The sequence below is a fragment of the Fortiea sp. LEGE XX443 genome (genome assembly GCF_015206815.1).
In the GTDB taxonomy this organism is placed as follows: Bacteria; Cyanobacteriota; Cyanobacteriia; order Cyanobacteriales; family Nostocaceae; genus Nostoc_B.
Map to the genome: position 1 here is coordinate 49,513 of NZ_JADEXZ010000006.1, position 12,946 is coordinate 62,458.

12 protein-coding genes are annotated in these 12,946 nt (G+C 40.7%); 7 read left to right on the forward strand and 5 right to left on the reverse strand.

Going from position 1 to position 12,946, the window contains the following annotated elements; all coding sequences use genetic code 11:
- Positions 1-42: 42 nt before the first annotated feature.
- Complete coding sequence (gene speA, locus IQ259_RS04445; protein WP_193881591.1) at positions 43-2,061, reverse strand: biosynthetic arginine decarboxylase; 2,019 nt, start codon at positions 2,059-2,061, stop codon at positions 43-45.
- 193 nt (positions 2,062-2,254) lie between these two features.
- Between speA and ndk the strand changes: the two genes are divergently transcribed.
- From ndk to IQ259_RS04460, 3 genes are all read left to right on the forward strand, one after another.
- A complete protein-coding gene (gene ndk, locus IQ259_RS04450; protein WP_193881414.1) occupies positions 2,255-2,704 on the forward strand; it encodes a nucleoside-diphosphate kinase in 450 nt (149 codons plus the stop codon).
- A gap of 109 nt (positions 2,705-2,813) precedes the next feature.
- Positions 2,814-3,686, forward strand: coding sequence for a substrate-binding domain-containing protein (locus IQ259_RS04455; RefSeq protein WP_193881417.1), 873 nt, complete (start codon positions 2,814-2,816; stop codon positions 3,684-3,686).
- Positions 3,687-3,702: 16 nt separating this feature from the next.
- Complete coding sequence (locus tag IQ259_RS04460) at positions 3,703-5,712, forward strand: ATP-binding protein (RefSeq protein ID WP_193881420.1); 2,010 nt, start codon at positions 3,703-3,705, stop codon at positions 5,710-5,712.
- A gap of 26 nt (positions 5,713-5,738) precedes the next feature.
- Here the strand turns inward: IQ259_RS04460 and IQ259_RS04465 are convergent, their stop codons facing one another.
- Positions 5,739-6,458 (reverse strand): TerC family protein, encoded by a 720-nt coding sequence (locus IQ259_RS04465; RefSeq protein ID WP_193881423.1) that lies wholly within the window; start codon positions 6,456-6,458, stop codon positions 5,739-5,741.
- A gap of 390 nt (positions 6,459-6,848) precedes the next feature.
- Here IQ259_RS04465 and IQ259_RS04470 point away from each other — a divergent pair, with 390 nt between their 5' ends.
- The gene (locus tag IQ259_RS04470) at positions 6,849-7,685 is read left to right on the forward strand and encodes a DUF4351 domain-containing protein (RefSeq protein ID WP_193881426.1); all 837 of its coding nucleotides are present in this window, start codon (positions 6,849-6,851) and stop codon (positions 7,683-7,685) included.
- Positions 7,686-7,706: 21 nt separating this feature from the next.
- On the opposite strand, the gene IQ259_RS04475 is transcribed toward IQ259_RS04470, so the two are convergent.
- The 3 genes from IQ259_RS04475 to IQ259_RS04485 all read right to left on the reverse strand — a co-directional run bounded on the left by IQ259_RS04475 (position 7,707) and on the right by IQ259_RS04485 (position 9,680).
- The gene (locus tag IQ259_RS04475; protein WP_193881429.1) at positions 7,707-8,129 is read right to left on the reverse strand and encodes a hypothetical protein; all 423 of its coding nucleotides are present in this window, start codon (positions 8,127-8,129) and stop codon (positions 7,707-7,709) included.
- Between the two features lie 43 nt (positions 8,130-8,172).
- Positions 8,173-8,865, reverse strand: a complete 693-nt coding sequence (locus IQ259_RS04480) for a hypothetical protein (protein WP_193881431.1) — start codon at positions 8,863-8,865, stop codon at positions 8,173-8,175.
- 167 nt (positions 8,866-9,032) lie between these two features.
- The gene (locus IQ259_RS04485) at positions 9,033-9,680 is read right to left on the reverse strand and encodes a restriction endonuclease subunit R (protein WP_193881434.1); all 648 of its coding nucleotides are present in this window, start codon (positions 9,678-9,680) and stop codon (positions 9,033-9,035) included.
- Between the two features lie 150 nt (positions 9,681-9,830).
- On the opposite strand from IQ259_RS04485, the gene acs reads away from it, so the two are divergent.
- The 3 genes from acs (at position 9,831) to IQ259_RS04500 (ending at position 12,945) form a co-directional block, all read left to right on the forward strand.
- Entirely contained in the window at positions 9,831-11,804 is a 1,974-nt protein-coding gene (gene acs / locus IQ259_RS04490) for an acetate--CoA ligase (RefSeq protein ID WP_193881437.1), read from the forward strand.
- Between the two features lie 672 nt (positions 11,805-12,476).
- Positions 12,477-12,689, forward strand: a complete 213-nt coding sequence (locus IQ259_RS04495; RefSeq protein WP_193881440.1) for a hypothetical protein — start codon at positions 12,477-12,479, stop codon at positions 12,687-12,689.
- 34 nt (positions 12,690-12,723) lie between these two features.
- A complete protein-coding gene (locus IQ259_RS04500; protein ID WP_193881443.1) occupies positions 12,724-12,945 on the forward strand; it encodes a hypothetical protein in 222 nt (73 codons plus the stop codon).
- The last annotated feature ends 1 nt before the right edge of the window (position 12,946 follow it).

Sequence of the window (12,946 nt, forward strand, 5' to 3'; positions counted from 1 at the left end):
AAAACATAATATTTTGCTTTTTTACTTTTTCCTTTTTACTTTCTAACTATTCAAATATGTGTATCTTGTGAGACTCTGTTCGTAGGTTTGCATCAGTCGTTGAGATTCTGCGAGGGTAATGCGTTTTTCTTCTAAAGCTTTCTCGCAGCGCTGGCGGATGTGTTCTACCATATCTTCTGAGTCATACTGTACGTAGCTTACCACTTCGCTCATGGTGTCACCTTTGACAACGTGTTGAATTTGGTACCCTTTGGGTGTTAGTTGGATATGAACGGCGTTGGTATCACCAAACAGGTTATGCAAGTTACCCATAATTTCTTGGTAAGCGCCATTGAGGAACATACCTAAGTAGTAGGGTTCGCCTGGTTGGAAGGTGTGCAGTTCTAAAACTGATTTGACATCGCGCAGGTCAATAAAACGGTCAATTTTACCATCACTATCGCAGGTGAGGTCTGCCAAAATTCCCCGCCGCGTTGGTTCTTCATCTAAGCGATGGATTGGCATAATTGGAAATAACTGGTCGATCGCCCAACAATCTGGTGCTGATTGAAACACTGATAAATTAGCGTAATAAATGGAAGCCATGATTTTTTCCAGGTCTTCCAGTTCATCGGGTACGTAATCTTGCTGTCTGGTAATGTCTAGAATTTTTTGACAGCAAGCCCAGTATAGCCGTTCAGCTTTAGCTCGTTCTCGCAAGCGCAAAATTCCGAGGTTGAAGCGGCTGATTGCTTCTTCTTTGAATTGCGTTGCATCGTGGAAAAACTCTTGATAGTTTTCTTTGTTGATGGATTGGTAAGTTTCCCACAGGTAATTGATAATTGGTGATTCTCCCTCTTGTGGGGCTTCTGGCGGATTCAGGGGGACATCACTGGTACTGAGAATATCAAAAATCAGTACTGACTGATGGGAGGCGATCGCCCGTCCACTTTCACTGATCAGTGTGGGTACGGGAATTTGCCGTTCCGCACAGGTATCTTTTAACTCTGCCACAATATCGTTGGCATAGTTCTGCATGTTGTAGTTTTTGGAGGCGTAGAAGTTGGTTTGGGAACCGTCATAGTCTACACCCAAGCCACCGCCGACATCGAGATATTTCATGTCTGCTCCCAACATTGCCAACTCTACGTAAATACGGCTGGCTTCTTGGATGGCATCTTTAATTACATTGATGGCAGAAATTTGCGAACCGATATGGAAATGTAACAACTGCAAAGAGTCCATCAATTCGGCTTCGCGCAATTTGTCTACAGCTTCGATAATTTCTGGCATTGTTAAACCAAACTTCGCGCGATCGCCACTGGAAGTTCCCCAGCGCCCCATCCCTTGGGTGCTGAGTTTGGCACGCACTCCCAAAATTGGCTTGATCCCTAACTGACGATTGGCTGCAATTACCAAATCGACTTCTTCAATCTGCTCTAAAACGATAATTGGGGTTTGCCCTAGTCTTTGGGCTAACATCGCTGTTTCGATGTACTCCTGGTCTTTGTAGCCGTTGCAAATTAACAATGCTCCGGGGGTATCCAATAAAGCCAAAGCAATCATTAATTCCGGCTTGGAACCAGCTTCTAAACCAAATTGATGGGGTTTGCCAAACCGGACTAAATCTTCAATCAAATGCCGTTGCTGGTTGCACTTGACAGGAAATACACCGCGGTAAACACCAGGGTAGTTGTAGCGGGCGATCGCCTTCGCAAAACAAGCGTTTAACCGCTCAATTCTGTCTTCTAAAATGTCAGAAAAGCGAATCAGCATGGGTAGCCCTAAATTACGTTGTTTCAGGGCGTTGACTAATTCAAACAAGTCAAGGGAACCCCCGCGATCGCCTTTGGGGGAGACAGTAATATGACCAGCAGCGTTAATTGAAAAATAAGGTTGTCCCCATCCCTCAATGCGGTATAGTGCTTCGCTATCCTCGATTTTCCAGGCGCGAGGCAAATCTCCTGCGGTAGTGCTAGGTGGTAATAGCTTTTTGTGTTTGTGATTTTTCACTTCAGATTTATGACCATTTGACGGTAGTTGTACCACCTCATCAGATGTAGCAGTTGACTCAACACCCATTTCTGACCTCTGTGTTTCACCCACGAATAAACAATTTAGCGCATTCATTTGGTATTGGATATGCACCCGGAGATGATTTCTGAGATAAACTCTGATTGGTCAAGAGTCAATAGTCAACGGTCAATAGTTACAAAACCTTTTGACTATCGACTTTTGACTAAATAAAAATTGTATTAAGTTTTGGGAGACAGCTTTGGAACGCACATTTTTAGCTATCAAGCCTGATGGCGTACAACGTGGACTAGTTAGTGAAATTATCGGTCGATTTGAGACTAAAGGTTTTACCCTTGTGGGGTTGAAATTTCTCCAAGTCAGCCGAGAATTAGCGGAACAACATTATGATGTTCATCGCCAACGACCTTTTTTTGGTAGCTTAGTTGAATTTATCACTTCCGGCCCCGTAGTAGCGATGGTTTGGGAAGGTGATGGTGTAATTGCTTCGGCAAGAAAGATAATTGGGGCAACAAATCCCTTAACAGCGGAACCAGGAACAATTCGAGGCGATTTTGGGATCAATATCGGACGCAACCTGATTCACGGTTCTGATGCTCCCGAAACTGCACAACGAGAAGTTGCTCTGTGGTTTAAAGATGAAGAATTAGTTAATTGGCAACCACAATTAACACCTTGGTTGCACGAGTAAAATAAAGTAAAAAGGTGATTACAGGACTGCGGGGGGATTCCTTCCGCAGATTGTTATTTTTTGCAGTTATTTGGGTAGTTTAAATCTAGGTATGTGCGGCGACTCTTTTATGAACATAGTTACTGTTCCGAGACTAATAATCTTAGGAATGATCTTCCTAGTGCTTGGTAGTTGTAACTCAATCAAATCAAATACTAGCAATCCGAGCCAAATTGCCAGTCAAAATGATTCACAAACTCAGTCAGCCATCAAAATTGCTGGTTCTAGCTCATCTGTAACAATTTTTAAAGTATTGACAGAGGCTTATCAAGCCCAAGACAAAACTGCCAAGATAGATTTTGTATCGCTTAGTCAATCTGAAGGGGCGATCGCTGCCCTGAAAAATGGTATCGTCGATATCGCTGGTAGTAGCCACAAACTCAAGCCCGAAGAGAATAACGGTAAAATTCAATATCGTGAATTGGCACAAGATTTGCTCATAGTTGCAACTCACAACAGTGTTCAGGGTGTGACTAATCTGACTACTGCTCAGTTGCAGTCAATTTACACCGGAAAAATTGTCAACTGGCAGCAGTTAGGCGGGCCGAACGCTAAAATTGTGGTTTTAGATAGACCCGAAGATGAATCTGCTAAAAAATTACTACGAAAATACTACTTGGGCAAAGACGAAACTACCACCAATGCCATAGTTTTAAACAAAGAAGGGGAGTTAATCGATACTTTACAAAACACTCCTTATTCTATTGGTGCATTTTCTTTAGCTTATTCTCTCATCAATCAACTGCCAGTCCATCGCCTCAGTCTCAATGGTATCGCTCCAAACAAAGAGAATTTAACTAACGGTAAGTACCAGATGGTACGCAAGCTGGGAATTATTTGGCATAAAGCACCTCCACCTAGTACTCAAAAATTTATCGATTTTACCTTTAGTTCAGAAGGTAATAAATTACTCCTAGATAAAGGCTTTATTCCTAGTAATTAATCTCAGGGCAACCGTTATGCGAAAATCCCCTTTTCGGCTCAATCTCAGACAGAAGATTGTGCTGCCATTTTTGACTGTGTTTTTGGGTGTATTTATCTTATGTTTATTTATGGTTGGACACTGGTTTACAGAGAATCTTGAGCAGAGTCTTTACCAGAAAGTTGCCAGCTTTGCTGAACGAATTCACCAAGATTTGAAGCATGAACAGGAACATCTAGAAATACTAGCTAATTTGATTGTTGAACGGGAAGCAATTACTTCAGCAGTTGAACAGCAAGATAAACAAAAACTTTTACAAATTCTACTACCCCTCAAAACAATTTTAGGTCTGGATTGGATTAAAGTAGTTGATACTAAGGGTAATATCTTACTGGATGCACGAAAAGCAGAATTAATTCAAGCCAAATTACTCGATAGAGCTATTATTAATAGTGCTATTAATGGAGCTGGTTTTACTGATTTTATTGATGTTGAAGAAAGTCAAAAAGTCTTGCAAGTAGTGATTCATCCGATTAAATCTTCGACAAAACTGCTGGGAGGAATTATTATTGGTCATTTATTGAATGATCAGTTATTACAAAAAATTGTTATTGGCTCTTCCAAAGAAATAATCGCCACCCAAAAAGGCAGAATAGTTGCAGCAACATTACCGAAAATTACTCATCTCAAATGGCAACCACCATCTCCTAATTTATCTAATACGATAAAAGTGGTGATTAATCAGCAACAATATTTAGCTAAAAGTGTTTTTTTAGAAGCAGCTAGTCAGTCTGTTACAATAACTGTAATTTATCCAATCTCTGAACTAGAAACTACTAAGATATTGCTTTGGCTCAGGTTAGTATTTTTGTTTTTATTAGGAGGAACGTTTGTTACAATTGTAGGATTTATAGTTGCTCAAACAATTACTCGCCCTTTATACGCTGTTACTAATATTGCCAAACAAGTCACAAAAGATTCTAATTTCGATTTACAAGCACCGATAATTACTCAAGATGAAGTTGGTATTTTAGCCACTTCTTTAAATCAGTTAATTCAACAGGTAAAACAACTTTTGTTAGAACAGTATCAGGCAAAAGTAAAATTAGAAGCTTATAGCCAAACTCTAGAACAAAAAGTAAAAGAACGAACAGAAGAAATTCAGCAAAAAAATATTGATTTAAAACAGACTTTAAAAGAACTTAAGCAAACCCAATTACAACTAATTCAAACCGAGAAAATGTCTTCTCTAGGACAATTAGTTGCTGGTGTTGCCCATGAAATAAATAACCCTGTCACCTTTATCTACGGTAATCTCGAATATGCCGAACAGTACATTCAGGATATACTAAATTTGATACAACTTTATCAACAGCACTATCCTCACCCCCATCCACATATTCAAAAAGTGATAGAGGAAGTTGATCTTGAATATCTCATAGAAGATTTGCCTAAAATATTGATTTCTATGCAGGTTGGCGCTGAACGCATTCATCAAATTGTTCTTTCTTTGCGAATTTTCTCTCGTTTGGATGAAGCCGAATTTAAAGCTGCTAATATCCATGATGGTATAGACAGTACTTTACTAATTTTACAACACCGCCTCAAAGCACAAACTCATCGCCCGGAGATTCAAGTAATTAAAGAATATTGTGAATTGCCTCAAATTTACTGCTTTGTAGGACAATTAAATCAGGTGTTTATGAACATTTTGGCAAATGCAATTGATGCTTTGGATGAAGCTTGGGAAAATGGGCTTTCTCCACACCCATTCATTCGCATTTCATCGGAATATAACAATGAAAACATCATCATTAGAGTTGCTGACAACGGGATAGGAATTCCCAAAGAATTGCAGCAGCGTTTATTTGATCCTTTTTTTACAACTAAACCAATTGGGAAGGGAACTGGTTTAGGATTATCAATTAGCTATCAAATCGTAACGGAAAAGCATGGTGGTTTATTAGAGTGTATTTCATCAACAGGAAAGGGTACAGAGTTTGTCATTACACTTCCTAATTCTAGAACTAAACCTTTCAAGGTTTAGTTCTAGAATCTTTTGCTTTTTATTTTTTACTTTACTTCAGTCTTTTCTGGTTCTAGTTGGGGTGATGCGATCACTGTGCGCTTAGAAAATCCCCAAGCTAAAATTAGCGCGATCGCACTAATCATTAACCATTCTGGTGGAACTAAATCATTGTTGATGACTCTTAATAGCAAACGCAAGCCCACCAAAGCTACAGTCATATAGCCGGCATCTTCTAAGTTGGCATATTCATCTAACCAACGGATAAACAATCCAGCCATGAATCGCAGTGTGATAATCCCAATAGTCGCACCAGTCAGTACCAACCATTTTTCTTGGGAAACTGCGATCGCGGTTGTCACGCTATCTAAGGAAAATGCCAAGTCTGTAAATGCAATTATGGGGATCGCTTGCAAAACAGAATTAAACCTCGGCCCGTGATGATGCTCGTCTTGTGTTTCTTCTGAGGTAAAGTGTTGGAATACTAGCCATAGCAAGTAGGCAGCACCCAAAAGTTCAAATTGCCAGAAATTTTGTACCCAGGTAGCAGTCAAAATTAGGCTAATTCGCAGCACGTAGGCAATAATCAAACCATAGTTTAGCGCCCGACGTTCTAGTTCTTTGTCTTCTAATCCTTGGGCGATCGCGGCGAGAGCGATCGCATTGTCAGCTGATAGCACCGCCTCTAAAAACACCAGAATTAGCAGGACTATAGGAGCTTCTACGCTGAACTGAAAGTGGAGATAGTCAAATATACGGTCTAGCATTCCGGGTTTCTCAAGCAGAAAAATTAAAAACTAACAGAACGTTTTTCTATAAAAAAGCGTAATAGTTCGCTACTTTTATCCAGCTTAACGTGTAGACGCTGCATAATGGCAGCGATCGCATCCCAGTATTTTTACAATACTGCTTAAATGTGTCTCATTATACACAAATTTTGGCGATTTTCTTGGTTTTTAAATCACGCCGTGTACAACTTTCTCTCAAACCTAACCCCCAACCCCTTCCCTTGTAGGGAAGGGGAGCAAGAATTAAAGCCTCTAACGCCACTTGCTACAACGCGGGAAACCCCCGCAACATTGCCTTACCGCAAGCGTTTACGTAGATTGTCCAACAAAGCAGCTATATAATAAATCAATTGCCAATGCTTGTTTTGAATGTCTTTTGATAACCTGTGTAAACTTTTGTCAGAAAAGTATCCCGACCGTTTTGCCACTTGGGTGCTTGAGAGTGAACAATCCTCAGTAGAAGTATTAAAAACAGAACTGAGTATTGAGCCAATTCGAGCAGATTACATAACATTTCTACAACTGCAAGGGCGAATTCTGCATTTAGAATTTCAGACTAAATTAGAATCGAATCCGCCATTACCCCTGCGAATGCTAGACTATTGGGTCAGACTGCATCGTTTGTATCGATTACCAGTTACACAAGTAGTAGTATTACTTTTACCACCAGCACCAGGAACGATAATTGAGACGGTCTTTGAGTTAGAGTCTACGCGCCACGAGTATCGGGTAATACGGATGTGGGAGCAAGACCCAACACAGTTGCTCAACGAGCCAGCATTGCTACCTTTAGCCTCACTTGCAGCTTCAACAAATGCAGAAGCTCTGTTGCAAACAGTAGCTCAAAGAGTTACCCAACTTGAGCCAGAACAGCGACGTGAGGTGTCTACCTATGCTCAAATCTTAGCTGGGTTAAAATTTGAGAAAGGATTGATTCAGCAAATGTTTCGGGAGGGTATGATGCGGGAATCAGTGATTTATCAGGATATTCTTCAGGAAGGTCGCCAGGAAGGTCGGACTGAGGGCAGACTAGAAGAGGCGCGATCGCTAATTCTCAAACTCTTAACTCGTCAGGTGGGCATCTTACCACAAACAATGCGATCGCAGTTTGATGAACTCTCTATTGATGAGTTAGAAGTTTTAGGTGAGGCTTTGCTCGACTTTAAACACTTGACTGATTTAGCATCTTGGTTGGAAAATCACTAGAATCGATTTTGCCTGAATGCACTAGCGCAATTTTTCTAAAAGATTATTTGCTAAATCGAATAATTTTCTATCGTCTGCATCATCACCAGCTAATAAATTTTTAACAGCAGATAACCTTTCTCTATCTTCAGGAATTCGCCAAGATTCTGCTAAATTAACTGCAAAATCAAACAAAGAACGCTCGTTTAATTGCTGTCTTACTTGTACAGCTACGGCATCATTACTTACTAAAAATTCTTTAATTTTATCTAATAAAGAATTATTTAATATTTCATCATGTCTCCAGGTTTCTAGCCAATCTCCATCAACATCTTCAACATATATATGGACAAAATCTAAACCATAAGTTAGCCAATCTTGTTGCATTTTTCTAGCTGTTGCTAAAGTTTCTGCAAATTTGTCCAATTGTCCTTCGTAGCTTGCAGTTTCACTTTGGTTAGGCATAAAAACTGTGATGAGGAGTTAAAGGTATCAAATCCGTCAAAAATTAATTAAATTTTAAATATTTACCTTCAGCAAGATAATCACTGTTATACAGCGCAACGTTGACTAACTGATTGATAAAATTAGTATCTTTGGGATTGTAACTTACAAACAATCCTCTCTCTATCTGCCACAAGTTTAGTGTATTTTTCCAATCATGATACTTTTGGTGACTTAATTCTCCAGATACACTGGTAACTTGAATACATAGTGGTTGATTGTTCCGACTGCTAACTATTAAATCTGTGGCCATAGAAAGGTCGGCAATATACCTCTGCCAAAAACTACCTTCACGACTGACAATATCTTGAGCTATTGATTTAATAATATCATCATCAACTTGATTAAACTCACCCGACATCAATTTTTGCTTCCAAATATAAAATTTAGAGTCAGTTGCATTAATCCACCTAGGAAAAAGATAACCATACCAATATCTTTCATTCGGTGTCATTTGGGTAAACTTGGCTTTTTGTTCTGCTTCTGAAGGTAAGGATTTTATTACTAGCCAAATAGTAGAATCCGTAATTACCTCTAGGAGAAAGGCGATAACAAATGGTTTTGCAGTCAGAGAGCCTAACTTAATATCTTTGACCCAACGATTAATTTCATCTAATTTTCTCGCTAAGTTTGGATCTATCGAGGATGCCTGCTCGATAAGTAATTTTAACTGCTCCTTAATCTCTTTTGCTTGCAAATGATACCCTACTTTTGGTCAAAGATACTTAAATTTATTTAACAATGCTGTGGTTAATTTCATTATGTTATCAAATATTTCGCGGTTAATACCCTGGGTGCGTAAAATTTTTGACAATTGATTAACTTCTGCTTCAGCTTGTTGGGGGCGGATTAGCTCTACATTAATTATTTCTGAAAACTTACTAACTGACAGATACTTTTAAGAACTTGTAATAACTCAATTGCATCGGGTGATTCATTCAGATTTAATGATGGCATTAATTGATAAGTTGGCTGTTGGGCGCGGGTTAAATAAACAAATTGATAACGCAGTCCGTTAGTTGCTAAACCCCACACAGATGATTGTTGCTCTAAACTTTTAAAAGCATAAGTGATTAATTGCGGCAAACCTTCACTAATATCGATCGCACTATTTTTCGTTTCAATGACTAAAATCCAAAAAGGTGGTGCAGCATTACTTTGAAAAGTATTGACGGCTAAAATATCCATCCGTCCGGTAATTCTTTTGTCTTCATCTTCAACAGCGATCGCCACACTATCTTCCATTGTTAACCGAATCGGCACATCATAAAATCCTGCCAGCCGCATCAATGGTGCAATGGTAAAAAATTTAACCAACCCTTCGGAAATTTTTCCTTCGCTTAAGTAACGATCAAAGTCACTTCTAATTCGCAATAAATCCTGCTGTTCAAACTCAGAGATTGGTTCAAGACTCAAAAAGTCTGTAAATGAACCATTTAAAAGCTTTTCGAGTTTGAGATGGCGATGGACATCTTTAAGCGATAGACTACTGGCTTCGACAATGAGTGGCATGGTTTTAAGTATGAAGGGTGAAGTCTAAAATTTTATCGTGTTGATAAATGACCAAGGACAAATGACAGATGACACTTAATGAAAATCTAAACACTTTCTGCTAAAACTCCGCTAAGAATATAGTTCAGTGTCAGAAGTGCATTCAATATTATGTCTCAACCAACCATAGAATCAATTTTACAAGAGAAACGTTTATTCCCTCCGGCGGCTGAGTTTTCGCAAAACGCCCAAATTAAAAGCCTGGAAGATTACCAGCAACTTTACGACAAGGCCAAAGCTAACCCGGAAGAATTTTGGGCAGAATTAGCGGAAACGGAGTTGCATTGGTTCCAAAAATGGCACACAGTCTTAGATTGGCAACCACCGTTTGCTCAGTGGTTTGTCGGCGGGAAGATTAATATTTCTTATAACTGTTTAGACAGACATCTCACAACGTGGCGCAAAAATAAAGCGGCGTTGATTTGGGAAGGGGAACCAGGGGATTCTCGGACTCTGACTTATGCCCAACTGCATCGAGAAGTTTGCCAGTTTGCCAATGTATTGAAGCAATTGGGAGTCCAAAAAGGCGATCGCGTCGGTATTTATATGCCGATGATACCGGAAGCCGCGATCGCTATGCTGGCTTGTGCGAGAATTGGCGCACCCCACAGTGTAGTATTTGGTGGTTTCAGTGCCGAAGCTTTGCGCGATCGCTTAATTGATGCCCAAGCTAAATTAGTAATTACTGCTGATGGTGGTTGGCGTAAAGATGCGATCGTTCCCCTGAAAGAACAAGTAGACAAAGCTTTAGATAATGGCGCTGTACCTTCTGTGGAAAACGTCTTGGTTGTCAAGCGCACTGGACAAGATGTTTACATGCAGCTAGGAGGACGTGATCATTGGTGGCATGATTTACAAAAAGGTGCATCTGCTGATTGTCCCGCTGAACCGATGGATAGCGAAGATATGCTGTTTATCCTCTACACATCTGGCAGTACAGGTAAACCAAAGGGCGTTGTCCATACCACTGGCGGTTATAACTTGTACAGCCACATCACCACCAAATGGATTTTCGACTTGCAAGACACCGATATTTATTGGTGTACTGCTGATGTCGGTTGGATTACCGGACATAGTTACATTGTTTACGGCCCCCTTTCCAACGGTGCAACCACACTAATGTATGAAGGTGCGCCCCGTGCTTCCAATCCTGGTTGTACTTGGGACATTATTGAAAAACACGGTGTGAACATTTTCTACACAGCACCAACAGCAATTCGGGCATTTATTAAAATGGGCGAACATTTGCCCAAAGCGCGTAACCTCTCTTCGTTGCGCTTGTTGGGAACCGTTGGTGAACCAATTAACCCAGAAGCTTGGATGTGGTATCACCGCGTCATTGGTGGCGATCGCTGTCCCATTGTAGATACTTGGTGGCAAACTGAAACAGGTGGAATTATGATCACACCCCTACCAGGGGCAATTCCCACTAAACCCGGTTCCGCAACTCTTCCCTTCCCCGGAATTATGGCTGATGTCGTGGATTTGGATGGTAATACAGTACCCAACAACGAAGGCGGTTATTTAGCAGTACGCTATCCTTGGCCAGGTATGATGCGGACAGTCTACGGCGATCCTGAACGCTTCCGTCGCACTTATTGGGAACACATTCCGCCGCAAGATGGCAAATATACTTACTTTGCTGGTGATGGCGCGAGACGAGATGAAGACGGTTATTTCTGGGTGATGGGACGAGTAGACGATGTGTTGAATGTCTCAGGACATCGCCTCGGAACAATGGAAATTGAATCAGCTTTGGTTTCTCACCCAGCCGTTGCAGAAGCGGCGGTAGTGGGTAAACCAGACGATCTTAAAGGTGAGGATGTCGTGGCCTTCGTCACCTTAGAAGGTACTTATCAAGCCAGCGAAGACTTGAGTAAAGAACTGAAAAAACACGTCGTCCAAGAGATTGGTGCGATCGCTCGTCCTGGAGAAATCCGGTTTACCGATGCTTTACCCAAAACGCGATCGGGCAAGATTATGCGGCGATTGCTGCGTAACCTAGCAGCCGGACAAGAAGTTTCAGGTGACACCTCAACCTTAGAAGATCGTGGCGTGTTAGATAAATTACGCGAAGGTGCGTAAATAAAGCGGGGGAGCCAGTGCTTTGCGATGAGCAGTCCGTTGGGCGGCTTTGCCGACTTGAAGGAACTGCGAACCCGGAGGAAGGTTCCCTCCGTTATAGCAACTGGCGTTGTGTTGTCGCGTAGCGCAACGCACCATCCAAATATTGCGGTGCGTTAAAACTAAAGTTCATAACGCACCCTAAGAGGTTGTTTGAAAAGTGGTTGGTTGTGATTTTAGGCACTTAGATCCCCCCAACCCCCCTTAAAAAGCTACGGTGTATACACAAGTACTATCTGCAAGGGTTTCAAGCTTTCTAGACCCTTTAAATTGTCATTACGAGCGCAGCGATAGCGGAGCGAAGTAATCGCAAAAACTACGAGATTACGCGATTGCTTCGTCGTTCCTCCTCGCAATGACAAGCTTCCAGAGCGATCGCAAAACCTAAAGCTAGACGACGAAACCAAACGTTAGGTAGGATTTCAAGACTTGTGTGTACACGGTAGCCTTAAAAAGGGGGGCTAAGAGTTTCTTAAAGTCCCCCTTTTTAAGGGGGATTTAGGGGGATCTAGAATTTTGTGCTACCAACAAGAGGACTTTTAAAACATCCTCTAATAGTCCGAGATAAAATCATCGTATATGGCTGAAAGCTAAAGTAAAGCAGGCCAATCACTTAATTTAAATGTCAAAACAATGCTAGAAATAAGCAAAAATTACGTGATGGATGAAAATCAGCAACCTATTGCTTACCAAATTTCTATTGCTGACTTTGAAAAAATCGAAGAAATATTAGAAAACTACGGCTTGGTAAAGTTGATGGCAGAATCAGAAAGCGATGAATATCTGACTAAAGAAGAAGCATTAAAATATTACCAGTCCTTGAAGAAAAAGAATGTGGCAAATTGAATATACTAAAAGCTTTTTAAAGGAATTGGCAAATATGAAAGCATACGAATTTCCAGCTAATATTACTGTGGAAGGAAACATAGAATTACCAGATGTGATTTTGCAACAGTTAGCAAATCAGCAACAGGTAAAAGTAATTATTCTTGTTAATGAACCTACAGAAGAAGAACAGGAGGAAGCAGCTTGGCATCGTCTTGCAGCCGAGCAATTATTAAAAGGCTACAGCGACGATGATGCTATCTACGATACGATTTAAG